Below are 22351 nucleotides of genomic sequence, written 5' to 3'. Positions count from 1 at the left end.
GGCAAAATCGTCAGGCAAAAGTGCCGTGGCTATGGCCTGTGTACAAGGCCGCCCGGCAAGGCTAGCACTGGTAAAATCCCCGTCAAATGGCTATGTCTCTTCACGATTTGGCCCTTCGGCCAGCCCGATTCCCGTCACCGTCGGAACCCCTGCCATGAAAGCCGCCATCCTCGTCTTTCCCGGAATCAACCGCGAGCGCGACATGGCGCGCGCGCTGAGGCTGATCTCGGGCAGCGAGCCCACGATGGTGTGGCACGCCGAGACGTCGCTCCCGGCAGGCACCGATCTCGTGGTCGTGCCCGGCGGCTTCTCCTATGGCGATTACCTGCGCTGTGGCGCAATCGCCGCGCGTGCGCCGGTGATGGATGCGGTGCGCGACTATGCGGCCAAGGGCGGCCTCGTGCTCGGCGTCTGCAACGGTTTTCAGATCCTCTGCGAGTCCGGCCTCTTGCCGGGCGTCCTGATGCGCAATGCGCAGCTGAAATTCATCTGCCGCGACGTGCATCTGCGCGTCGAGCGCTCCGACACGCCGTTCACCCGCGGCTACAATGCCGGGCAGGTGATCCGCGTCCCCGTCGCACACGGCGAGGGCAACTACGAGGCGGATGAGGAGACCATCAAGCGCATCGAGGGCGAGGGGCGGGTGCTCTATCGCTACTGCTCGGCCGACGGCGCGGTTGACGAGCGCCACAACATCAACGGCGCGGCGCATTCGATCGCCGGCCTCGTCAACGACAGGGGCAACGTGCTCGGCATGATGCCGCATCCGGAAAACCACGTCGAAGACATCATGGGCTGCACCGACGGCCGCGGCCTGTTCGCCGGTCTCGTCCAGCATCTGGAAAAGGCCGCGTGATTTCGTTCGTGCTGAAGCGGTCTCTGGCCGCGCTCGCTGCGCTGTCGATCGCAACACTTTCGTTTGGAAGTGCCGCATTCGCCCAGGATTTCCCCAAGCGTCCGATCACCATGATCGTGCCGTTCGCGGCCGGCGGCACCTCGGACGTGATCGCGCGCACGGTCGCCGAGCAGATGGGCATCGCGCTCGGCCAGACCATCGTGATCGAGAACGTCGCCGGCGCGGGCGGTTCGACCGCGCTGGCGCGCGCCTCCCGCGCCGAGCCTGACGGTTACACCATCGCGATCGGCAATGCCGGCACCAATGCGGCGACCTACACGATCTATCCAAAGCTGCCGTTCACGCCCGAATCCTTCGTGCCGATCGCCATGGTGGCGAAGACGTTCGGCATCGTCGCGATCCGGAAGGATTTTCCAGCGAAGGATCTCAAGGAGTTCATCGCCTACGCCAAGGCCAATCCGGGCAAGATCAATCTCGGCCATGCCGGCGTCGGCTCGTCGAACTATTTGATCTGCAAGAGCTTCGTCACCGCTGCCGGGATCGACGCGACGCTGGTCGGCTATCGCGGCGCCGCGCCTGCGCTGACCGATGCGGTCGGCAGCCAGATCGACGGCGTCTGCGACGCGGCCGCCTCGGTGTCGCAGTCGATCAACGAGAAGCTGGTGCGGGGGCTGGTGGTCGGCTCGACCGTGCGGCTCGCGACGCTGCCCGATCTGCCGACGTCTGCCGAAGGCGGCCTGCCCGAATTCGAGGCGCAGGGTTGGAACGGCCTGTTCGCGCCCAAGGGCACGCCGCCGGCCGTCATCGCCAAGCTGAATGCGGCGGCGCGCACCGCGGTCGAAACCGACGCGGTCAAGAAGCGTTTTGCCGATCTCTCGACCGTCGCGCCCGACGACAACGAGCATACGCCGGAGCTGCTTCAGCAGCTCGTGACGCGCGACGTCGAGAAGTACCGGAAGATGCTGGCGGACGACGCCAAGCCATAGCGCCTCGCGCTAGCGCAGCTTCAGCCGCTCGGCCGGCACCGTCATCGCGGCAACGCCGGCCATGACCAGCAGCAGGCCCAGCGCCAGGTTCGACGGCACGCTCTCGCCGAGCAGCAGCACGGACAGGCCGACGCCGATCGGGATGCGCAAATAGCCTTGCGCATTCGTGGTCAGCGTGCCGAGCCGGCCGAGGCAGACGTAGAACAGCATCAGCCCCAACGCGCTGGAGACGATGCCCATGACGATGGTGGCGATGATCGCCGTCGGCGTCGGATGCAGCGTCCAGGGCTGGTCGATGATCAGCGAGGGCGGGAGCAGGATGAGGCCGCCGAACAGCAGCGAGCCGGCGGCCACCACCATCGGGTCGTAGTCGGACAGCCTGAGGCCGAAGATCGTCGCGCAGGCGAAGGAGATGGTGGCGAGCAGGATCGCGATCTCCGCGATGATCTCACGACCGAGGCCGCCGAGCGCATCGAGGCCGACGATGGCGACGGTGCCGGCGAGACCGAGGATCGCGCCCGCGAGCTTCAACAGCGTGGCGGGCTCGTGGCGCGTGATCAGCGAGGTGATCAGGAAGGCGAAGATCGGCGTCGTCGAGGCCAGCACCACCGTGTTGGACGCCGGCACATATTGCTGCGACCAGGTGATGACCAGGAACGGGAAGGTCGAGTTGATCAGCTGCTGGGTCGCGAACAGCTTCCAGGCCTTCGCATCGGTCGGGATCCTGACGCCGCGCATCCACAGGATCGCGAACAGGAAGGCGGCCGCGATCAGCGAACGCGCCGAGATGAAGGTGATGGGCGGGATCGTGTCCAGCGCCAGCTTGGCCAGCGGATAGGTGGAGCTCCAGCAGCAGGCGAGCGCGAACAGCAGCGCATAGTCGCGCCAGTTACGGGCGCCGGTCGCGGCCACGGACGGTAGCGGCGATGATACGGAGGCCGCTGCGCGACCCCTCGGCGACGTGCTCTGCGGCACCTTGTTCCTGCTCCCCGGCGCGACCGCGCTTCGCGCAAGTCTGGGCGAGGGGACGCCAAAAGGGAAGGCGCCGAGCTATGCGTTCGGCTGAGGGAGCGACTTCCGCTTGGCCCGCTTGATCGTCCCGGAAAAGGTGAACAGCCGGCGCTCGCCGGAGGCCATCTGCCCGCGCAGGAAGATCAACGAGCCGCCGGCGCGGGTGACCTCGCCGGTGCACTCGATCAGCTCGCCCTCATGCCCGGCATCCAGGAACTCGCAGGCGAAATTGACCGTCACGCCGCGGCCATTCAGCGCGGCCCGGCCGATCGCGAACAGGCAGTAATCGGCGAAGGCCATGAAGCAGCCGCCATGGACGTTGCCGGAGCCGTTCAAATGCTTCTTTTCGACCCGGAAGGCGCAGCGGACGCTGCCATCCGCCTCCAGGCGGTGCCAGAAGGGACCGATATGGTTCTCAAAGCTGTCCCTGATCCAGGTTTGCCAGCCCTTGAACTCACCCTCGGTCGCGACATGCAGCTCGGGGCGGGGCGAGGCGGCCGTTTTGGTCAATTCGTGCAAGGAAATGGGCCTTCAATTGCGGGTCTTCAGCCCTTAAATCCGATCTGTCTGCGCCGTGCAATTCCCGTTCCCGCACCCCCCGACCGCAAAACGTGGGACAGTGGGAAAATGCGCCATAAAGGGCTTTTCGCGAGGCCCCGATCTTCCTAAGAACGGCCAACCGCCGCCGAAAGCCCCGAATCCATGAAGAACGAACCCAAGATCACCCCCGAACTGGTTGCCGCCCACGGGCTCAAGCCCGACGAGTACGAGCGCATCCTGAAGCTGATCGGGCGGGAGCCGACCTTCACCGAGCTCGGCATCTTCTCGGCGATGTGGAACGAACACTGCTCGTACAAATCCTCGCGCATCCATCTGCGCGGCCTGCCGACCAAGGCGCCCTGGGTGATCCAGGGCCCGGGCGAGAATGCCGGCGTGATCGACATCGGCGACGGCCAGGCCGTGGTCTTCAAGATGGAGAGCCACAACCACCCGAGCTACATCGAGCCCTACCAGGGCGCGACCACCGGCGTCGGCGGCATTTTGCGCGACGTCTTCACCATGGGCGCGCGCCCGATCGCCTGCCTCAATGCGCTGAGCTTCGGTGCCCCCGAGCATGCCAGGACCCGGCATCTAGTCTCCGGCGTGGTCGCCGGCGTCGGCGGCTACGGCAATTCCTTCGGCGTGCCGACGGTGGGGGGCCAGGTGCGCTTCCACACCCGCTATGACGGCAACATCCTCGTCAACGCGATGGCCGTGGGCCTCGCTGACGCCGACAAGATCTTCTATGCGGCCGCCTCCGGCGTGAACATGCCGATCGTCTATCTGGGCTCCAAGACCGGCCGTGACGGCATCCACGGCGCCTCGATGGCCTCGGCCGAGTTCGACGACAAGTCCGAGGAGAAGCGCCCCACCGTGCAGGTCGGCGATCCCTTCGCCGAGAAGCTGCTGCTGGAAGCCTGCCTCGAGATCATGGAGAAGGGCTGCGTCATCGCGATCCAGGACATGGGCGCGGCGGGGCTCACCTGTTCGGCCGTCGAGATGGGCGCCAAGGGCGACCTCGGCGTCGACCTCGATCTCGACGCGGTGCCGACCCGCGAGACCGGCATGAGCGCCTACGAGATGATGCTCTCGGAGAGCCAGGAGCGCATGCTGATGGTGCTCAAGCCCGAGAAGGAGAAGGAAGCCGAGGCGATCTTCAAGAAGTGGGGGCTCGACTTCGCCGTGGTCGGCTACACCACGCCGAGCAAGCGCTTCGTGGTCAAGCATGGCGGCGACGTCATGGCCGACCTGCCGATCAAGGAGCTCGGCGACGAGGCGCCGCTCTATGACCGCCCGCATGTCCCCTCCGCCGCGCTGCCGGTCGTGCACGCGCGCGAGGTGCCGGCACCGATGAGCGTCGGGGCCGCGCTGGAGAAGCTGATCGGCACGCCCGACATGTGCAGCAAGCGCTGGGTCTGGGAGCAGTACGACCACGTCATCCTCGGCAACACCATGCAGCGCCCCGGCGGCGATGCCGCCGTGGTGCGCGTGCAGGACGGCCCGAAGGGCCTGGCGCTGACCGTCGACGTCACGCCGCGCTATTGCGAGGCCGATCCCTACCAGGGCGGCATGCAGGCGGTGGCGGAGGCCTGGCGCAACATCACCGCGGTCGGCGGCAAGCCGCTTGCGATCACCGACAATCTCAACTTCGGCAATCCTGAAAGGCCCGAGATCATGGGCCAGTTCGTCGGCTGCCTGAAGGGCATCTCGGAAGCCTGCCGCACGCTCGACTTCCCGGTCGTCTCCGGCAACGTCTCGCTCTACAACGAGACCAACGGCCGCGCGATCCTGCCGACGCCCTCGATCGGCGGTGTCGGCCTGCTCGACGATTTCACCAAGTCCGCCTCGCTCGCCTTCAAGGCGGAAGGCGAGGCGATTCTCTTGATCGGCGAGACCCATGGCTGGCTCGGCCAGTCGGTCTACTTGCGCGACATCTGCGGTCGCGAGGAGGGCGCGCCGCCGCCGGTCGATCTCGCGGCGGAGAAGCGCAACGGCGACTGCGTGCGCGGCATGATCCATGCGGGCACCGCGACCGCCGTGCACGACCTCTCCGACGGCGGCCTGCTGATCGCGCTTGCCGAGATGGCGATGGCGAGCGGCATCGGCGCCAAGCTGCTGGCGGCGCCGGCCGCGCTCGTGTCGCAGGCCTATTGGTTCGGCGAGGACCAGGCGCGCTATCTCGTCACCGTGCCGGAAACGGAGGCCGGCCGCGTGCTGGCCAAGATGCGCGGCTGCGAGGTGCCCTGCCTGCGGATCGGCACCACCGGCGGCGACGCGATCGCGATCGCCGGCGAGGCGCCGGTTGCGATCGATACACTGCGGACCTCGTTCGAGCGCTGGCTGCCGGAGTATATGGGCGGGAAGGCGGCCTGAGCCGCCGCCTTAATCTCGTAGCCCGGATGGAGCGAAGCGTAATCCGGGAGTGCTGTTGCTTGTGGCAACACCCCGGATTGCGCCGCGCTCCATCCGGGCTACGACCTGCGCTCGCAATGACGATAGGAGGCCGGTGCCGCCTCCTCAAAGCACCTTCGTCGCGCCCGGGATCTGCCGCAACGCTCGCGTCAACGCCCAACTCGCCGCGACTGTCAGCACAAACCCGAGCGTGGCCTTGACGATCGCCGGCAGGTCATAGTCGAACAGCCAATATTGCAGCCACAGTGCGATCGGATAGTGCACCAGGAACATGCCGTACGCGTCGCTCTGCATTGGATCGAGCAGCTTGGCTGAGCCTGATTGCTTGAACCTCTGGAAAAAGGCCAGGATCAGAAACATGATGGCCACGCTGAAGACCGTGAAGCAGATGGCATAGAGCGCTTCATACCAGTCCGGGAGCGGCGACGGGTTGCCCAGGATTTCGCGCTTGATGAAGATCAGCACCCACAAGAGGCAATACGGAACGATCGCCAGCACCATCCAGTCCCAACTGACCTTCGCCATCCGGCCGTCTGCAGCGAGCAGCCCGCGATCCATTTGCGCAACGCCGATGCCGGCACCGAAAAAGAAGTAGGTCGCGTAGAGCAACACGCGCCCGTGCTGGACCGAGAACGGCCCGAACTCGAACCAACTGCCGGCTCCGAAGTGAACCCGCCCGGGAATGTAGAACGCCGCGGTGACGGCAAGCATGACCGCGAAGAACACGGCGGGCCGACGGCGACCGTGTAGCGAGAGGCGATTGATCGGATCGAGCAGATTGGGCGACAGCCGGTGCAGCAGGCAGGCAACCAGGTCGAAGGCGAACAAGACCCAAAGGAACCAGATCGGCCCGCTCGGCCACGGGCCCTTCGTGACCATATTCCACCAGAATTCCGAAAAGCCGATCTCGGGATGCTGCCGCAGGGAGATCGCGTAATAGGCGAGCGGAATGACTGTAAGGGCGCAGATCGCGAAGGGTAAGCCCAGCCGAAGCAGGCGATCTGCCAAATAGCTCCGCGCTCCCTTCCGGGCGATACCAGACCAGGCGAACAGTCCCGACAGGAAGAAGAACATCGCCATGAAGAAACTGTCGGTGGCGAGCACGATCATGTCGAAGCCGAAGAAGTACTTCGGATCGGTATGACCGAAATAAGTATAGGGGATCACCGCGTGATGCAGCAGCACCACCAGCGTCAGGAAGGTGCGGGCGCGATCGAGCGACAGATTGCGCGTCTTGCTCTTCGGCGCGGCGTGCACCTCTGCACCGATCGTCGCTGAATGTGACATCGTCATCATGGCCGCCCCGGTCTTGCTTCCGTCCCGGCCAGACTGTGCCGCCGGCAACCCGATTCAGCAAGCGCCGTTTGTGCCCGCCTTGCCGTCCGGTATCGTCAGGAACCAGCTCCGCGCAGCGAAGTTAGCGTCCCCGAATGCGTTGAGGGCCGCGGATAGCGGCACCCAAGTCGGAGCTGGCGATGACGATCCTGAAATGGGCGCTGATCTTTCTCTTGATCTCGATCGTTGCCGGCGTGCTCGGCTTTACCGGCATCTCCGCTGCCTCCGCAGATATCGCCCGCTTCCTGTTCTATATCTTCGTCGTGATCTTCCTGGTGCTGCTGATACTGGGGCTCACGATCTTCAGGGCGTAGCGGGGGTCGCGTCAGCGTACTCAGTCGTCATGCCCGGGCTTGTCCCGCCTTCCATGTCCGCGGCTGTCAGAGAACGTGGATGGCCGGGTCAAGCCCGGCCATGACGGGAGAGCCTACCCCACTTCCTCGATCTTCACCTTGTCGGGATAGAAGGCGAGATGGCCGGAAATCTCCGTCATCGCGGGGAAGGGCGCCTCATAGGTCCAGATCGCGTTGTCGAGCGTCTTGCCGTCGGCCTTGACGCTGTAATAGCTCGCATCGCCCTTGTAGGGGCAATGGGTGACGCGGTCGGTGCGCTCCAGCAGTGCCATGTTGGCATCCTGTCGCGGCACATATTGCACCGCCGGATATTTGGCTTCCTTCAGCGTCAGCGCCTTGCTGGTCTCGGCGATCACGATGTCGCCCGCGGTGACGCGGACGCGCCGGGGGTTTGGGGTGATGGTGATGGGGTGGTCGGGCCCTGGAAGCTTCATGATTTCACGCCTTTTCGATCAATCTGCCGCGCGCGGCACTTTGTCGTGCCTTTATCCTGATGGGATCAGGGATATAGTACCGGAAGGCGTGACGTAGAAGGCCGTTCACGCTAAGTTTGGCCCTGCCGGTCCGGGGACCCCGGCAAGCGATTCGAAGCCGAGACAGGAGCAAGACCCGAATGCCCATGGACGCCCACGATATCGAGGCGATGATCAAGGCAGCGATCCCCGATGCCGAGGTGACGATCCGTGACCTCGCCGGCGATGGCGACCACTATGCCGCGACCGTGATCTCGGAATCCTTCCGCGGTAAGTCCCGCGTCCAGCAGCACCAGATCGTCTATCAGTCCCTGCGCGGCCAGATGGGCGGCGTGCTGCACGCGCTGGCGCTGCAAACCGGGGTACCCGGCACCTGATCTGACCCGCGACGGGGGAACGATGATGGCTGCGGACAATCCGCGCGGCGCGATGTTTCGCGTCATCGTGCCGAACCAGCACAGCCGCGTCACCAATGCCGAGCTGTTCTTCGACCTCGTCTTCGTCTTTGCCGTCACGCAGGTCTCGCACACGCTGCTGCACCATTTCACGCCGCTCGGCGCGGTGCACGTCACGGTGCTGTTTCTCGCGGTGTGGTGGGTGTGGGTCTACACCGCCTGGGTCACCAACTGGCTCAATCCAGATCTGACGCCGGTCCGCATCCTGCTCTTCTCGATGATGCTGGGCGGCCTCGTGCTGTCGACGACGATCCCGACCGCCTTCGAGGGGCGGGGTCTGTGGTTCGCGATCGCCTATGCGACCATGCAGGTCGGACGCACCGCCTTCTGGATGTTCGCAACCCCGCGCCACCGGACGGCGGTGCGGCACAATGCGATCCGCATCCTGGTCTGGCTCTGCGGCTCCGCGATCTTCTGGATCCTTGGCGGCCTCGCGCATGACGAGGCGCGGCTGTGGTTCTGGATCGTGGCGCTGACGATCGAATACATCTCGCCAGCGGTGCGCTTCTGGGTCCCCAAGCTGGGATTCTCGTCGGTCGAGGCCTGGGCCGTCGAGGGCGGCCACATGGCCGAGCGCTGCGCCGGCTTCATCATCATCGCGCTCGGCGAGGCCGTCGTCGTCAACGGCGCCACCTTTGCCGAGCTGGACTGGACCGCCGACAACATCCTCGCCTTCGTCTCGGCGCTGGTCGGGGCCATCGCGATGTGGTGGATCTATTTCCACAAGGGCGCCGAGGCCGGCTCCGAGCGCATCTCGAAGTCCGCCGAATCCGGCCGGCTGGCGCGGCTCGCCTACACCTATCTGCACATGCCGATCGTCGCCGGCATCATCCTGACCGCGGTTTCGGATGAGCTGGTGCTGAAGCATCCGACCGGACATTCCGACGTCAGGATCGTCGTGAGCACCATCGGCGGGCCGCTGGTATTCCTGGTCGGCACCATCCTGTTCAAGCACGCGATCCGCGGCTTCCTCCAGCTCTCGCACGGCATCGGCATCATCCTGCTGCTGGGGCTGTGGTGGTTCGCCGCCGATCTCTCGCCGCTCTGGCTCTCGGTCGCAACGACCGTGATCATGATCGTGGTCGCGGTGTGGGAGTCGGTGTCGCTGGGGTCAACGCCGGAGGAAGCCGAGGAGCATTGATCCCCGGACGTCTACTCCGCCGCCTCCAGCGCATGCACCGAGAACATCCTGGCCGCGTCCGTCCAGCTCTCGCGCACGCGCCAGCCCGCGCCTTGCGCCAGCGCAGCAAAACGCCCGAGGCTGTATTTGTAGCTGTTCTCGGTGTGAATGCTCTCACCGGGGCGGAACGAGAAGCTGGTGCCGAGCAGGCGCACGGTCTGGCTCTTCTTGCTGATCAGGTGCATTTCGATGCGGTGCCGCTCGCGATTGTAGATGGCGCGATGGGTGAAGGCGGAGAGGTCGAAATTGCCGCCGAGCTCGCGGTTGATCCGGACCAGCACATTGAGGTTGAAGCGCGCGGTGACGCCGGCCGCATCGTTGTAGGCGTCGTGGAGCACGCGCTCGTCCTTCTCGAGGTCGGCGCCGATGATCATCTGCGCGCCCCGGCCGAGAATCGCGCGCGCGCTCTTCAGGAAGGCCTGGGCTTCATGCGGCTCGAAATTGCCGATGGTCGAGCCCGGAAAGAAACCGACCTTGGGCATTGACGCGACCGCCCTGGGCAGCTCGAACGACGTGGTGAAGTCGGCCGCCACCGGATAGATGCCGAGCGTCGGGAAGTCGCGCTTCAGGCCGTTCGCCTGCGCCTTCAGGAAGTCGCCGGAGATGTCGACGGGCACATAGGCCGCGAACTTGCAGTGGTTCAGCAGCAGGCGGACCTTCGTGGTCGCGCCCGCGCCGAACTCGACCAGCGCCGCATGCTCGGGAATGATCTTTGCGATCTCGCTGCCGCGCTCCTTCAGGATCGCAAGCTCGGTGCGCGTCGGATAATATTCGGGCAGGCGCGTGATCGCCTCGAACAATTCCGATCCGGTCGCATCGTAGAAATACTTTGGCGACAGCTTTTTCGGCTGCTGCGACAAATCCTCGATGGCCTCGCGGGCAAAGGCGGTCGTCTGCTCGTCGGGAAGATGGGCTTCGGCCAAAGCGCTGGCGTGCACATTCATGATACTCTCCTGAACGCGCTGTCCGGCGCGCATTTGTCGTCGGATGAGAACTAGTTGTAATCGGCGAGCCGCAATCCCGTGAATTGCCAGCGGTGGTGCGGATAGAAGAAGTTACGATAGGTGATACGGCTGTGCCCCTCCGGGGTTGCAAGCGAGGAGCCGCGCAGCACCAGCTGGTTGACCATGAACTTGCCGTTGTATTCGCCGAGCGCGCCTTCGATGGCGCGGTAACCCGGGTAGGGCGAATAGGAAGATCGCGTCCACTGCCAGACGATCCCGAAGGCATCGTTGAGCTGGCCGGCGCGGGCCGCGACCTCCCATTCCATCTCTGTCGGCAGATGCTTTCCGGCCCAGCGCGCGAACGCATCGGCCTCGTAATAGCTGACGTGGCAGACGGGGGCGTCGGGATCGACCGGCTTGAGGCCGGCGAGCGTCATCACCTGCCAGGCGCCCTCGACCTCGCGCCAATGGCCCGGAGCCTGCCAGTCTTCCTTGCTGACAGTGGCAAAGCCGTCCATCAGCCACAGCGTTGCGTTCGCGTAGCCACCGTCGCGCATGAAGGCGAGCCATTCGCCATTGGTGACGAGATTGCGCGCGACCTTGACCGGGCCGACGAGGGCGCGATGGGCCGGCTTCTCGTTGTCGAAATGGAAGCTGTCGTCGACGTGGCCGACGGTGTGGATGCCTTCGTTGAGGGGCAGCCAGTCATCGCCGGTGCGCGTCGCGGACGGAAAGCGCCAGTCCGGGTCGTAGGCCGGATAGACCGGGTTCTGCGCAAAGGCGTGCAGGATGTCGGTGAACATCAATTCCTGATGCTGCTGCTCGTGATTGAGCCCGACCTCGACCAGTGGCGCGATGGCACGGAGCTTGTCCTCGCCGGCCTCGCGGAAGAATTTCACGACCGCCGCATCGACATATCTGCGATAGGCGCCGACCTCGTTCGCGCTGGGACGGGTGATGTCGCCGCGGTGATTCCGGGCATGACGCGGGCCGGCGCTGACATAATAGGAATTGAACAGGAACGCGAAATCGGGGTGGAAGGGCCGGTAGCCCGGACAGTGCTCGCCGAGCAGAAATTGCTCCCAGAACCAGGTGGTGTGGGCCCGGTGCCATTTCGCGGGGCTTGCATCCGGCATGGACTGGATCTGCTGGTCCTCCGGCGACAGCGGCGCGGCCCGGCCCTCGGTCTCGTTGCGGACGGCGAGAAAGGCGTCTTCCAGCCACAGGGCGAGCTTGCCTGGGGCGGAGGACGGTGACGAAAGCGGGGCGGTGGCCGTAGCGGAGGCTTGTTTCGTCACGTTTTTCTCCAGACAGGACAAGAGAACGTTGTTGGCGTTGCCCGGTTCCAAAACCAAGGTTCGTCCTAGATAGGGGCTCCGTTACGGTATGAAAGTCCTCCCCGGTGATGATATTCGTGTCATCATGCAATGGGGCCGGTGCCATCTGGACCGGCCGCCGAGGGGGTGTTCGCCGCCATTTTACTTTGGATGCACAACGGTTTGGGCTACATATATAGGCAGGTATCGGGTTAAATCGGCTGAGCCGGCCCGGAGTGATTGTTGAGGGCTCCGCCCCAGAAGGACATGGATATGAGCATCGAGGAATTCATCGCCAACGAAGTGAAGTCGAACGACGTGGTTCTGTTCATGAAGGGCACGCCGCAATTTCCGCAGTGCGGTTTCTCCGGCCAGGTCGTGCAGATCCTCGACCACCTCGGCGTTGGCTATAAGGGCCTCAACGTCCTCGAATCCGCAGAACTGCGCAACGGCATCAAGACCTTCTCCAACTGGCCGACCATTCCGCAGCTCTATGTGAAGGGCGAATTCGTCGGCGGCTGCGACATCGTCCGCGAGATGTTCCAGGCCGGCGAATTGCAGCAGCTCCTCTCCGAGAAGGGCGTCGCAGTCGCGGCCTGAGGCGTGACCGCGCTGTCGCGCCGGATTGGCGGCGCGGAGCTCGAGGTCATCGTTGCCGACATCACGACACTGAGCGTTGACGCCATCGTCAACGCCGCCAACACGTCGCTCCTGGGCGGGGGCGGCGTCGATGGGGCGATCCATCGGGCCGCCGGGCCCGATCTGGTCGCCGAATGCCGGATGCTCCACGGCTGCAAGACCGGCGACGCCAAGATCACCAAGGGCTATCGGCTCAAGGCCGCGCACGTGATCCATACCGTCGGTCCGGTCTGGAATGGCGGCACGCTGGACGAAGACGATCTGCTCGCCGCCTGCTATCGCCGTTCGATGGAGCTGTGCGGGAAGCACAAGCTGACCTCGGTGGCATTTCCCGCGATCTCGACCGGCATTTTCCGCTTTCCCGCGGACCGGGCGGCGGATATCGCGGTGCGCACCACGATCGAAGGGCTCGCTGTCGCGCCATCCGTTGTGCGCGTGGTGTTCTGCTGCTTTGCCGGGCCGAGCGCCAGGCTCCATGCCGACGCGCTTGCGCGACACGGCAGCCCTTGTGCCTGATGACGCGGTCAGTACACTCCGCCCGGCCATGTTACGGGGAGGGGATATGATTTCACAATCTGGACTGCGTGCGCTCGCCTGCGGCGCGCTTGTGTCGCTCGGGGCGATGTCGTTCGCACGGGCAGAGGGCACCTACGAGATTTCGGCCGGCGCGCATTTCAATGAGGACAAGCTCTTGAGGATCAGCGAGTTCTTCAAGAACGAGGTCGCAACCGGCAAGATCGCCGGCGCAACCGTGCTGATCCAGCAGCACGGCAAGCCGGTCTACCACGAAGCCTTCGGCGTGCAGGACGTGGTCAGCAAGGCGCCGATCACCGACAAGACGATTTTCCGCCTGTTCTCGATGAGCAAGGCGATCACGTCCGTCGTCGCGGTGCGGCTGATCGAGGACGGCAAGATCAAGCTCGACGATCCCGTCTCGAAATACATTCCGTCCTTCGCCAACGTGAAGGTCGGCGTCGAGAAGAAAGCCGAGGACGGCACCAAGTCGCTCGAGCTGGTGCCGCCGACGCGGCCGATGACGGTGCTCGACCTGATGCGCCACACGTCCGGCGTCACCTATGGCTTCTATGGCGACAGCCTGGTCCGCAAGGCCTATCGCGACGCCAACATCTATGCCGGCGATTTCGACCTCGCCGAGTTCGCCGAACGCATCGCCAAGCTGCCGCTGCACAACCAGCCGGGCGCGCTATGGCAATACGGCCACTCCACCGACATCCTCGCGCGCGTGATGGAGATCGCGACCGGCAAGCCGCTTCTCGAGATCGAGCGGGAGAAGCTGCTCGATCCGCTCGGCATGGTCGACACCGGATTCTTCGTCACCGACCCCGAGAAGCAGAAGCTGCTGGCGCAGCCGGTGCCGAATGATGCCGATTTTCGCGTCGGCCGGATCAACGATCCGACGGTCGTCAAGAAAATCCAGTTCGCCAGCGGCGGCATGGTCACGACCATGGCGGACTATGCGCGCTTTACGCAGATGCTGCTCAATGGCGGCAGCCTCGACGGCAAGACCATTCTCAAGCCCGAGACGTTCAAGCTGATGACGACCGATCAGGTCGGCCCGGGCTCCGGCGTCGACCGCGACTATTTCTACTTCCCCGGCGACGGTTTCGGCTTCGGTCTCGGCCTTGCCGTCCGCACCGACCCCGGCAATGCCAAGCCGCCGCCGCCCGGCGATCTCGGGGAATTGAAGTGGGACGGCGCCTCCGGCTGCTATTTCGTGGTCGACCCTAAGCAGGACATGTTCTTCGTGCTGCTGGAGCAGACCCCGACCGAGCGCCAGCGCGTGCAGCGGACACTGAAGCAGTTGGTTTATGAAGCCATGGAGAAGTGAGGCGCTCACCCGCGCCGTCCTCGCTATCGCTTTTGTCCTGCTGGTCGGTGCGGCGGGTCCGGTCCGCGCTGATGCCTCGATTGCCCACAGCTTCTCGACTGCGGGGCTCGCGCGCATCAGCGCTTTTCTTCGTGGCGAGGTCGCCGCCGGCCGGATTCCCGGCGCGGTCCTGCTGATCCAGCAGCACGGCAAGCCCGTGCTCTCCGAGACGTTCGGTCTGCGCGATACGAAGACGGCGCAGCCGATGACGGATGACACCATCTTCCGCCTCTATTCGATGTCGAAACCGATCACCTCGGTAGCGGCGATGATGCTGGTGGACGATGGCAAGCTCGCGCTCGACGATGCTGTCGCGAAATACATTCCGGCCTTTGCCGATGTGAAGGTCGGCGTTGCGCAGGCCGATGGCGAACTGGCGCTCCAGCCGCTGGCGCGGCCGATCACGGTGCGCGACCTGCTCCGCCATACCTCGGGCATCACCTACGGCTTCTATGGCGACAGTCCTGTGCGCAAGCTCTATGCGCAAGCCGCTCTGTTCGACGGCGATCCCGACAATGCCCAATTCGTCGCGCGGCTCGCACGGCTGCCGCTGGCCGAACAACCGGCGACGCTGTGGGACTATGGCCATTCCACTGACGTGCTCGGGCGTGTCATCGAGGTTGCCACGGGTCTATCGCTCTATCGATTCGAAAAGGAGCGGCTGCTCGATCCCCTGGGAATGCGGGATACGGCGTTCTACGTCGCCGACGATGCCAAGCGGCCGCTGATCGCCGAGCCTTTGCCCGGCGACTGGTTCGATCGTCCCGTCGCCGGCATTACGGAGGCGACCGCGCCGCATCGTTGGGAATCCGGCGGCGCGGGTATGGTCGGCACGATTCGAGACTATGCGCGCTTTGCGCAGATGCTGCTGAGTGGCGGCGAGCTCGACGGCCATCGCTATCTCAGGCGTGAGACGGTGACGCTGATGGCGTCGAGCCAGATCGGCGCGGAGACCGGTGTGAGGAAGGATCCGGAATTCTACTTTCCGGGTCGCGATAGCAGCTTTGGTCTCGGCTTTGCCGTGCGCACCGTGGCGAACGGCCCGCTTCCGGCCGGCGAATATCGTTGGGACGGTGTAGGCGGCACCTTCTTCTTCATCGATCCCGCCGACGACATGTTCGTGATCTGCATGATGCAGTCGCCCTCGCGGCGCGGCCCGATCCAGGACGAACTGAAGCGGCTGGTCTATGCGGCGATGGGGCGGTGAGCGTGATTGCTTCGCGGATTGCGTAGCCCGGATTTCTCTTCGCTCCGTCCGGGCTACGGGACTTACGCCCCGCGCACGATCTCGCGCACGTAGCCGATCGTCTCCTCGATCTGGCTCGCATTGACGTCGAGATGGGTGCAGGCGCGGATACGGCCGTCCATCATCGCAAGCGTCACGCCGCGCTGACGGAGCGCGGCGACCATCTTGTCACCAGGGACGCCGGCGCCGTCGGGCTTGAAGAACACGAGATTGGTCTCGGGCTCCTGCACCTCGATGCCTGCGATCTGCGACAATCCGCGGGCGAGCGCACGCGCATTGGCGTGGTCGTCGGCGAGGCGGTCGACGTGGTGGTCGAGCGCGTAGATGCAGGCGGCGGCGCAGATTCCGGCTTGCCGCATCGAGCCGCCGAGGCGCTGCTTCCACTGCCAGACCGCGTCGATGAAGGCCCGCGAGCCCGCGAGCACGCCGCCGATCGGCGCACCCAGGCCCTTGGAGAAGTCGATCCAGGCCGAGTCCCAGCCTGCGGTCATGTCGCGTGGAGAGATGCCGCTCGCCACCGTGGCGTTGAGCAGGCGCGCGCCGTCCATGTGGGTGACGAGACCATGTTGCCTGGCGATCGCGACGATCTCATCGAGCGCGGCCTTCTTCCAGATCGTGCCGCCGCCGATATTGGCGGTCTGCTCGACGCTGACGACGGTCTGCGGCGGCTGGTAGCGCGTGCGCGGATGCAGCGCCTTGCGGAACGTCTCCGGCGTGAACTGGCCGTCGGCGCCCTTGAGCTGCGTGACCTGGAAGCCGCCGATCGCGGCATGCGCGCCGCCCTCGCGGGCGATGATGTGCGCGGTCTCGTGCGCGAGGATCTCGTCGCCGGGACGGCAATGCACCAGCGTCGCGGTGACGTTGCACATCGTGCCCGAGGGCATGTAGACGGCGGCCTCCTTGCCGAGCAGATCCGCAACGCGCTCGCACAGCGCGTTCACGGTCGGATCGTCACCGACCTGCTCGTCGCCGACCTCGGCCCGCGCCATCGCCTCGCGCATCGCAGCCGTCGGCCTGGTCTGCGTGTCCGACAGCAGATTGATGCGCACCGGCGGCGCCTTGGGATCGATCGGGGGAGGGGTGTAGAGCATCAACTTGCTCCCTGAGGGGAATGGCACTCGCTCGCGGTCAGCGAGCTCTGGGTGGACGCCGGGCGGCGTGACGAAACCGCATAATAACGATTTCTGTCTCGGTCACACGATAATCGATCAGATAGGGATAAGGGTTGACCGGCAAGCGACGGACGTATGCACGCGTGGTCGTTCGCCCTGCGTAGGGATGGTTCTCGAGCAATGCCATCAGAGCGACAATACGGTCGCGCACGTGGCCTGCGCCTTGGGGCGAGCGCGCCTCGATGTAGGTCAGAATTTGGTCGATCTGGGCGAGCGCCCGCTTCGTGTAACGGACCTTCACAGCCCGTGCTTGGCCCACATCGCGCGGACTTCGTCGGCGCTGGCCAGCTCGCCGCGGGCGATTTCGGCTTCGGCCTCGGCGAGATCTGCCTCTTCCGCCGCCGTCAGCTGGATTGGTGGCTGATCGACCCCGGCAAGCTCAAGCAGGGTCCGCGCCAGTTCGTCCTGCTCTGAATCGGGCAGGCCGGAAACCTTGCTGAAGGCCTCTTCCAGAAGACGAGTCATGCTCAACTCCGCGATGTGCAATCATAGCACAGATGGCTTGAGACATGGGAATCGCCGGCTCAAACAAAAAGGCCCCGGTGAACCGGGGCCTTTGAATGTCGATCTGCCGAAACTATCAGCGCGAATAGAATTCGACGACCAGATGCGGCTCCATCTGCACCGGGAACGGCACGTCGGAGAGGCCGGGGATGCGGATGTACTTGGCGGTCATCTTGCCGTGGTCGACGTCGAGATAGTCGGGGGTGTCGCGCTCGGGGAGCTGGCTGGCTTCGAGGACGTGGGCGAGCTGCTTGGAGGCTTCCTTGACCTCGATCACGTCGCCGACCTTGAGCTGGTAGCTCGAGATGTTGACCTTGCGGCCGTTCACCTTGATGTGGCCGTGGTTGATGAACTGGCGCGCGGCGAAGATCGTCGAGACGAACTTGGCGCGGTACACGACCGCGTCGAGACGACGCTCCAGGAGGCCGATCAGGTTCTCGCCGGTGTCACCCTTGAGGCGGCTCGCCTCGACATAGATGCCGTGGAACTGGCGCTCGGAAATGTTGGCGTAGTAGCCCTTCAGCTTCTGCTTGGCGCGGAGCTGCACGCCGAAGTCGGAGAGCTTGCCCTTGCGGCGCTGGCCGTGCTGGCCGGGGCCGTATTCGCGGCGGTTCACGGGGCTCTTCGGGCGGCCCCAGATGTTCTGGCCCATACGGCGATCGATCTTGTATTTCGCCTCACTGCGCTTAGTCATCGCGTCCTCTTCAGGTACATGGTTTGAGGAAACGCGCCCTCCTGTGTGACGGGATGATCCCGGCACCGACAGGTCCGATCCCCAAAGCATAGGAGACAGGACCACGGGTCGCGAAACGCTTCGCGGGCCGAAATCGGCCCGCGAGCAGGCGGCTTTTAGGGGAGTTTGGGCCGTTCTGTCAATTCTTTACACCGGTCATTCCGGGGCGATGCGCTGGCATCGAACTATGGTGCGCATTTGCGCACCCTGAGAATATCGAGGTTCCGGGTTCGGCTCTGCGAGCCGCCCCGGAACGACGGTATTCTACGTGCCCACCGCCCGAATCGGCTTCGGGCCGGCCGCCCGCAATTCGGCAGCGATTTCAGTGTTCAGGACCTGTTCCAGCCGGGTCAGGACCCGGGCGATGGGGGCGGCGTCGGTGACCCGGTGGTCCCAGCGGATGACGACGTGGATGGTCTGGTCGGGCTCGACAACCCCATAGCTGACGATGAACGGGCCGGGCGTGACGGGATGCAGCTCGCCGCCGCCATAGGCGGCCACCGAGCTCACCGCGAAGCTGCCGAACCAATTGCCGCGCTGCCGGCCGAAATTGAGCCCGATCGCCCAGGACAGGCGCCGCAGCGGCAGCGGCAGGCGGGTTGCCCGCATGATCTTGCGGAACATGGGGACGTCGTCGATCGGCGCCGTCTTGCCGCGCCGGATCTCGGCGTCGACCGCGGCCAGGGGAAGGGCCTCGGGGGCTGCGATTCGCTGCGGCAGCACGCATTCCTCGCCGTCCTCGACCCGCGCGATGGCCACCAGCGCCACGCTCTTCGGCAGCTCGTAGAGCATCGGCCAGGGCCATTTGGCGTAGACGGTGCGCAGAACCGGCTCGTCCCTGGCCACCAGGGCGAAGGCCTTGACGAAGATCGCCGCCCAGCCGGCGGGCGCCATCGCGCCAGAGCGAGCCTCCAGCAGGGGGCGGATATTGAGCGAACGGGACAGCGAGACGAAGGGCACGCCCATCGAGGCGCGCATGAGGTCGCAAATCAGGCGGCGCGGCAGCGAAATGGTCTTTGGCGTCCCGCGCATGGGTCTTTCGGTTCCCGAGGATTAAAATATGTGCAGCGAGCGGGGTTCCCGCTCGCCGCCTGCTCTAGCACGAACCAACCCGCTTGGGGCCGGTCGGTTCGCCGCATCAGGGGGCTGGCGAGGCCAGCGGCTTGGTCTTGTCGACGACGTAAACTCCAAGCACTTTCATGGCCTTGTCGCCGTGGGCTTTGGCGTCATGCACGACGCCTGCCGGGATCTGATAGGAATCGCCGGCTTTCAGGGTTTTTTCCGGCTGCCCGTCGATCAGGAGATTGAGTTCGCCTTCGAGCACATAGCCGGTCTCGATGCCCGGATGGGGTATGGCGTCCGGCCGCGCCGCCCGCCGGCACTTCCGCGATGGCGGTGATGGTGTTGTAGCCGTCCGGAAATTCGACCTTCTGGAGCGGAGTGCGCTTGATGCCGGTCTGCTGGGCGAAAGCAGCGACGGCGAGGCCGGTGAAGGCCAGAACGAGCAAAGTCTTTTTGAGCATGGTTTTTCCTCCCTAGAACGGCCGACCCTAGCAGCGCGGCAGTTCCCGGCAAGGTGGCAATCGGCGCGTTCAGCGCTTGATGCCCTCGAACGCGGCCATGATGCCGCGCTGGAATAGCGACCAGTCGAAGCCGAGCGCGATGGCGCGGTAGCCGCGGTCGACCAGGGCGTTGGCCTGGTCGGCGGTGCGGGCGACGCCGCCGATCGGCACGCCGCTCCTGAGGATGCCGGCCTCGGCGCGGGCGACCAGCTCGCGCAGCTCCGGATCGTCCATCTGGCCGCGCTTGTTGATGGAGGTGGCGAGATCGCCGGGGCCGATCACCGCGACGTCGATGCCTGGCGTGGCCATGATCTCGTCGATGCGGTTGACGGCGTCGACATGCTCGATGGTGATCATGCAGATCATCTCGTCGTCGGCGCCGGCCATGTAGTCCGGCATCGACTGGCCCCAGCGGAATGGCGCGTGGAAGGGACCCCAGAGACGATCGCCGCGCGGCGGATAGCGTACGCTGCGCACCGCTTTCTCCGCCTCCGCGCGGTTCGTGATCATCGGAAAATTGATGCCGAAGGCGCCGATGTCCATCGGCGCTTTCGCAAGCCACGGCTCGTTCGCCGCGATCCGCACCAGCGGCGTGCATGGCGTGCCGGTCGTGGCGGCGATCATCGCATGCGCTTCGGTGAGCCCGATCGGCCCGTGCTCGAGATCGACGATGATCCAGTCGAGCGAGCGCGCCATAATCTGCACGGTCTGCACGCTGGGTATCGTCGCGATCGCACCGAAGGCGGGGCGCCCCTCGCTCCACAATTGGCGGAGGCGATTGAGCGGCGTTGCGGGGACCGGCATGGGGATGAACCTGCGAAGATGGCGACGGCGAAGCCTAGCAGCGCGCCGTCGCGGCGCAAGGTCAGGCCAGCGCGCGGCCGCCGAAGAACGGCGTCAGCGTGGCCGAAAGGCCATGCACGCGGTTCGAGGTGAAGATCATCTCGGCGCCGGACTGCGCGATGCCGCCGATCCGCGCGCCGAGCAGGTCAGAGACGCGGCGGGCGATCGCGGGCGCAGGATCGATCCACTCGACCGGCCAGGGCGCCAGCTTTTTCATCCGGTCGAGCAGCAGCGGATAATGTGTGCAGGCCAACACCACCGTATCGGTGCGCGATGTCGTGTCCTGGGCATCGCCGACGAAGCAGGGGGCAAGCTCGGCGAGGATGTCGCCATCGCTGATCGGGGTGCCGCCGAGTTCGGCTTCGGCGAGCGAGGCGAGCTCGGGCGAGCCGACCAGCGTGACCTCGCAGCCCTGCGCGAAGTCGCGGATGAGGGCCTTGGTGTATTCGCGCTTCACCGTGCCCTTGGTGCCGAGCACCGAGACGCGCCGGGTCCTCGACTGCGCACAGGCCGGCTTGATCGCCGGCACCGTGCCGACGAAGGGCAGGGAATAAGCGGCGCGCAGGTGAGATAGGACCAGGGTGGACGCCGTATTGCAGGCGATGACGACGAGGTCAGGATCATGCGTGCCGATCAGTTCGCCCATCAGCGGCACGACGCGGGCGATGATCTCGTCCTCGCTGTGGTGGCCGTAGGGGAAGAAGGCGTCGTCGGCGACATAGACGTAATGCGCGTCCGGGCGCGCGGCCACGACCTCACGGAGCACCGTGAGCCCTCCAAGGCCGGAATCGAACACCAGGATCGTCCGAGAGTCTGTCACGTCGTTACCTTAAGGCGTCATGGTTACCATTCGGTTTTTGGGGCGGTTTTGCGGCGGGGGCGCCTGGCGCCAATTTGGAACGATTCAATTTCGCCATTGCCGCACGTTCCCGCTATCAGCAGCCATGCTGCGCTGCGGGCAGGGTCATATCCGCAAAATTCCGGGGAGCCGACATGATCAGAAATACCGGTAACGGCTGGGGCAGCATTGCCCGGTGGCTGCACTGGATTTTGGCGCTGGCGATCCTCGGCATGATCGGCTTCGGCTGGTGGATGAATCACATCCCTGCGCGTCCCGACCGCTACTTCTACCGCTCGATCCATGCCGATATCGGTTACGTGATCCTGCTGCTCACCGTGCTGCGCCTGGTCTGGCGCGTCATCAACCCGACGCCGGCGCTGCCGGCCGACAGCCGGCCCTGGCAGAAGCTCGCCGCCCGCATCAGCCATGGCGCGCTTTATCTTGCCGTCATTGTCGTCATCATGCTCGGCTGGGCGCATTCCGGCGCGCACGCGCCTGATTATTCGGACTTCTTCGGCCTGTTTCACGTGCCGCAATTCACCTCTCCCGATCGCGAAGCCGCGCGCGCCTATGAGGACCGCCACATCCTCTTTGCCTATGTGCTGCTCGCCCTGATCGCGGTTCACGTCGTCGCCGCCCTCTGGCACCACTTCATCCGCCGCGATCGCGTGGTCGCACGGATGGTGACGGACGAGGCGGGGTAGGGGCGGTCTTATGTCCCGGACGCGCTGCAACGCCTCTTAGCGTTGCTGCGCAGAGCCGGACCCACATCGCGTGGCTTGCTCTCGGCCGCATGGGCCCCGGCTCTGCAGCGCACCGTCGAAGTGACGCTGCGCTGCGTCCGGGGCACGAGAGGAAAGTGCGGGGCATGCACTCTCCACATCGTCATTGCGAGCCAACGGGTCCGCGCGCAGCGCGGCCCCGTTGGCTCGCAATTGTCGATGTTCAATAATTCGCTGATTGGATCGCGGTGGTCTTGGTAGCGGCGAAGGCCTTGGGAGTTTGTCCTGCCAAGGCCTGATGGGGTCTGTGGTTGTTGTAGTAGAGGAGGTACTCGAACAG

The 22351-nt window shown here is 65.1% G+C and carries 24 protein-coding genes and 1 pseudogene; 11 read left to right on the top strand and 14 right to left on the bottom strand.

Annotation, left to right across the window (positions count from 1 at the left end):
• Positions 1–154: 154 nt before the first annotated feature.
• Positions 155–856, top strand: coding sequence for a phosphoribosylformylglycinamidine synthase subunit PurQ (purQ, locus tag BM118_RS34470; RefSeq protein ID WP_092191671.1), 702 nt, complete (start codon positions 155–157; stop codon positions 854–856).
• A complete protein-coding gene (locus tag BM118_RS34465; protein ID WP_092191669.1) occupies positions 853–1842 on the top strand; it encodes a tripartite tricarboxylate transporter substrate binding protein BugD in 990 nt (329 codons plus the stop codon). The genes purQ and BM118_RS34465 overlap by 4 nt, the downstream gene beginning before the upstream one ends.
• A gap of 9 nt (positions 1843–1851) precedes the next feature.
• On the opposite strand, the gene BM118_RS34460 is transcribed toward BM118_RS34465, so the two are convergent.
• Together BM118_RS34460 and BM118_RS34455 are read right to left on the bottom strand one after the other, a co-directional pair.
• A complete protein-coding gene (locus tag BM118_RS34460; protein ID WP_092191667.1) occupies positions 1852–2817 on the bottom strand; it encodes a DMT family transporter in 966 nt (321 codons plus the stop codon).
• Between the two features lie 75 nt (positions 2818–2892).
• On the bottom strand, positions 2893–3372 hold the full coding sequence (locus BM118_RS34455) for a PaaI family thioesterase (RefSeq protein WP_177234954.1): 480 nt from the start codon (positions 3370–3372) through the stop codon (positions 2893–2895).
• Between the two features lie 183 nt (positions 3373–3555).
• On the opposite strand from BM118_RS34455, the gene purL reads away from it, so the two are divergent.
• Positions 3556–5766: a phosphoribosylformylglycinamidine synthase subunit PurL gene (purL, locus tag BM118_RS34450; RefSeq protein WP_092191665.1), complete on the top strand. Its 2211-nt coding sequence runs from the start codon at positions 3556–3558 to the stop codon at positions 5764–5766.
• 144 nt (positions 5767–5910) lie between these two features.
• Here purL and BM118_RS34445 read toward each other — a convergent pair whose 3' ends face one another.
• A complete protein-coding gene (locus BM118_RS34445; protein WP_092191663.1) occupies positions 5911–7101 on the bottom strand; it encodes an acyltransferase family protein in 1191 nt (396 codons plus the stop codon).
• Positions 7102–7280: 179 nt separating this feature from the next.
• Between BM118_RS34445 and BM118_RS34440 the strand changes: the two genes are divergently transcribed.
• The gene (locus tag BM118_RS34440) at positions 7281–7454 is read left to right on the top strand and encodes a DUF1328 domain-containing protein (protein WP_027534540.1); all 174 of its coding nucleotides are present in this window, start codon (positions 7281–7283) and stop codon (positions 7452–7454) included.
• Positions 7455–7567: 113 nt separating this feature from the next.
• Here the strand turns inward: BM118_RS34440 and BM118_RS34435 are convergent, their stop codons facing one another.
• Complete coding sequence (locus BM118_RS34435) at positions 7568–7927, bottom strand: DUF427 domain-containing protein (protein WP_092191662.1); 360 nt, start codon at positions 7925–7927, stop codon at positions 7568–7570.
• 179 nt (positions 7928–8106) lie between these two features.
• Here BM118_RS34435 and BM118_RS34430 point away from each other — a divergent pair, with 179 nt between their 5' ends.
• Both BM118_RS34430 and BM118_RS34425 read left to right on the top strand, forming a co-directional pair.
• Positions 8107–8343 carry a BolA family protein gene (locus BM118_RS34430; RefSeq protein ID WP_011088461.1) on the top strand — a complete coding sequence of 79 codons (237 nt, stop codon included), beginning with the start codon at positions 8107–8109 and terminating at the stop codon, positions 8341–8343.
• A 25-nt stretch (positions 8344–8368) separates the two neighbouring features.
• Entirely contained in the window at positions 8369–9562 is a 1194-nt protein-coding gene (locus tag BM118_RS34425) for a low temperature requirement protein A (RefSeq protein ID WP_177234978.1), read from the top strand.
• An 11-nt stretch (positions 9563–9573) separates the two neighbouring features.
• Here the strand turns inward: BM118_RS34425 and egtD are convergent, their stop codons facing one another.
• Positions 9574–10545 carry an L-histidine N(alpha)-methyltransferase gene (egtD, locus tag BM118_RS34420; RefSeq protein ID WP_177234953.1) on the bottom strand — a complete coding sequence of 324 codons (972 nt, stop codon included), beginning with the start codon at positions 10543–10545 and terminating at the stop codon, positions 9574–9576.
• Positions 10546–10595: 50 nt separating this feature from the next.
• A complete protein-coding gene (gene egtB, locus BM118_RS34415) occupies positions 10596–11894 on the bottom strand; it encodes an ergothioneine biosynthesis protein EgtB (protein ID WP_177234977.1) in 1299 nt (432 codons plus the stop codon).
• 240 nt (positions 11895–12134) lie between these two features.
• Between egtB and grxD the strand changes: the two genes are divergently transcribed.
• Genes grxD through BM118_RS34395 form a run of 4 tightly spaced genes read left to right on the top strand, consistent with a single transcriptional unit; the run spans position 12135 to position 15595 of the window.
• On the top strand, positions 12135–12461 hold the full coding sequence (grxD, locus tag BM118_RS34410; protein WP_027548651.1) for a Grx4 family monothiol glutaredoxin: 327 nt from the start codon (positions 12135–12137) through the stop codon (positions 12459–12461).
• Positions 12462–12464: 3 nt separating this feature from the next.
• On the top strand, positions 12465–13016 hold the full coding sequence (locus tag BM118_RS34405) for an O-acetyl-ADP-ribose deacetylase (protein ID WP_092191656.1): 552 nt from the start codon (positions 12465–12467) through the stop codon (positions 13014–13016).
• A 46-nt stretch (positions 13017–13062) separates the two neighbouring features.
• Positions 13063–14349: a serine hydrolase domain-containing protein gene (locus BM118_RS34400; RefSeq protein WP_177234952.1), complete on the top strand. Its 1287-nt coding sequence runs from the start codon at positions 13063–13065 to the stop codon at positions 14347–14349.
• Positions 14330–15595: a serine hydrolase domain-containing protein gene (locus BM118_RS34395; protein ID WP_092191654.1), complete on the top strand. Its 1266-nt coding sequence runs from the start codon at positions 14330–14332 to the stop codon at positions 15593–15595. The genes BM118_RS34400 and BM118_RS34395 overlap by 20 nt, the downstream gene beginning before the upstream one ends.
• Before the next feature lie 62 nt (positions 15596–15657).
• On the opposite strand, the gene BM118_RS34390 is transcribed toward BM118_RS34395, so the two are convergent.
• The 8 genes and pseudogenes from BM118_RS34390 to murI all read right to left on the bottom strand — a co-directional run bounded on the left by BM118_RS34390 (position 15658) and on the right by murI (position 21268).
• The gene (locus BM118_RS34390) at positions 15658–16725 is read right to left on the bottom strand and encodes a threonine aldolase family protein (protein ID WP_092191652.1); all 1068 of its coding nucleotides are present in this window, start codon (positions 16723–16725) and stop codon (positions 15658–15660) included.
• A gap of 37 nt (positions 16726–16762) precedes the next feature.
• Positions 16763–17047 (bottom strand): type II toxin-antitoxin system RelE/ParE family toxin, encoded by a 285-nt coding sequence (locus tag BM118_RS34385; protein WP_244550304.1) that lies wholly within the window; start codon positions 17045–17047, stop codon positions 16763–16765.
• Positions 17044–17271 carry a hypothetical protein gene (locus BM118_RS34380; RefSeq protein ID WP_028147480.1) on the bottom strand — a complete coding sequence of 76 codons (228 nt, stop codon included), beginning with the start codon at positions 17269–17271 and terminating at the stop codon, positions 17044–17046. The genes BM118_RS34385 and BM118_RS34380 overlap by 4 nt, the downstream gene beginning before the upstream one ends.
• Positions 17272–17386: 115 nt before the next feature.
• Positions 17387–18004, bottom strand: a complete 618-nt coding sequence (rpsD, locus tag BM118_RS34375) for a 30S ribosomal protein S4 (RefSeq protein ID WP_092191648.1) — start codon at positions 18002–18004, stop codon at positions 17387–17389.
• Positions 18005–18307: 303 nt separating this feature from the next.
• Positions 18308–19075, bottom strand: a complete 768-nt coding sequence (locus tag BM118_RS34370) for an acyltransferase (RefSeq protein ID WP_092191646.1) — start codon at positions 19073–19075, stop codon at positions 18308–18310.
• 106 nt (positions 19076–19181) lie between these two features.
• Positions 19182–19566: pseudogene (locus BM118_RS34365) on the bottom strand (cupin domain-containing protein).
• A gap of 69 nt (positions 19567–19635) precedes the next feature.
• Positions 19636–20409 (bottom strand): HpcH/HpaI aldolase family protein, encoded by a 774-nt coding sequence (locus BM118_RS34360; RefSeq protein ID WP_092191644.1) that lies wholly within the window; start codon positions 20407–20409, stop codon positions 19636–19638.
• Positions 20410–20470: 61 nt separating this feature from the next.
• Positions 20471–21268 carry a glutamate racemase gene (gene murI / locus BM118_RS34355; protein ID WP_092191642.1) on the bottom strand — a complete coding sequence of 266 codons (798 nt, stop codon included), beginning with the start codon at positions 21266–21268 and terminating at the stop codon, positions 20471–20473.
• A gap of 173 nt (positions 21269–21441) precedes the next feature.
• On the opposite strand from murI, the gene BM118_RS34350 reads away from it, so the two are divergent.
• Positions 21442–21993: a cytochrome b gene (locus BM118_RS34350; protein WP_092191640.1), complete on the top strand. Its 552-nt coding sequence runs from the start codon at positions 21442–21444 to the stop codon at positions 21991–21993.
• Positions 21994–22351 lie beyond the last annotated feature (358 nt).

Source organism: Bradyrhizobium sp. cf659 (assembly GCF_900113725.1).
Lineage (GTDB): Bacteria > Pseudomonadota > Alphaproteobacteria > Rhizobiales > Xanthobacteraceae > Bradyrhizobium.
Note: the sequence above shows the minus strand (reverse complement) of the source record. Positions and strands in the feature narration are given on the sequence as shown.

Excerpts from the sequence above, each read along its gene's own strand:
- purQ (WP_092191671.1), top strand. The coding sequence starts at position 155 with ATGAAAGCCGCCATCCTCGTCTTTCCCGGAATCAACCGCGAGCGCGAC.
- purL (WP_092191665.1), top strand. The coding sequence starts at position 3,556 with ATGAAGAACGAACCCAAGATCACCCCCGAACTGGTTGCCGCCCACGGG.
- BM118_RS34445 (WP_092191663.1), bottom strand. The coding sequence starts at position 7,101 with ATGATGACGATGTCACATTCAGCGACGATCGGTGCAGAGGTGCACGCC.
- BM118_RS34440 (WP_027534540.1), top strand. The coding sequence starts at position 7,281 with ATGACGATCCTGAAATGGGCGCTGATCTTTCTCTTGATCTCGATCGTT.
- BM118_RS34435 (WP_092191662.1), bottom strand. The coding sequence starts at position 7,927 with ATGAAGCTTCCAGGGCCCGACCACCCCATCACCATCACCCCAAACCCC.
- BM118_RS34430 (WP_011088461.1), top strand. The coding sequence starts at position 8,107 with ATGCCCATGGACGCCCACGATATCGAGGCGATGATCAAGGCAGCGATC.
- BM118_RS34425 (WP_177234978.1), top strand. The coding sequence starts at position 8,369 with ATGGCTGCGGACAATCCGCGCGGCGCGATGTTTCGCGTCATCGTGCCG.
- egtD (WP_177234953.1), bottom strand. The coding sequence starts at position 10,545 with ATGAATGTGCACGCCAGCGCTTTGGCCGAAGCCCATCTTCCCGACGAG.
- grxD (WP_027548651.1), top strand. The coding sequence starts at position 12,135 with ATGAGCATCGAGGAATTCATCGCCAACGAAGTGAAGTCGAACGACGTG.
- BM118_RS34400 (WP_177234952.1), top strand. The coding sequence starts at position 13,063 with ATGATTTCACAATCTGGACTGCGTGCGCTCGCCTGCGGCGCGCTTGTG.
- BM118_RS34395 (WP_092191654.1), top strand. The coding sequence starts at position 14,330 with ATGAAGCCATGGAGAAGTGAGGCGCTCACCCGCGCCGTCCTCGCTATC.
- BM118_RS34390 (WP_092191652.1), bottom strand. The coding sequence starts at position 16,725 with ATGCTCTACACCCCTCCCCCGATCGATCCCAAGGCGCCGCCGGTGCGC.
- BM118_RS34380 (WP_028147480.1), bottom strand. The coding sequence starts at position 17,271 with ATGACTCGTCTTCTGGAAGAGGCCTTCAGCAAGGTTTCCGGCCTGCCC.
- rpsD (WP_092191648.1), bottom strand. The coding sequence starts at position 18,004 with ATGACTAAGCGCAGTGAGGCGAAATACAAGATCGATCGCCGTATGGGC.
- BM118_RS34370 (WP_092191646.1), bottom strand. The coding sequence starts at position 19,075 with ATGCGCGGGACGCCAAAGACCATTTCGCTGCCGCGCCGCCTGATTTGC.
- BM118_RS34360 (WP_092191644.1), bottom strand. The coding sequence starts at position 20,409 with ATGCCGGTCCCCGCAACGCCGCTCAATCGCCTCCGCCAATTGTGGAGC.
- BM118_RS34350 (WP_092191640.1), top strand. The coding sequence starts at position 21,442 with ATGATCAGAAATACCGGTAACGGCTGGGGCAGCATTGCCCGGTGGCTG.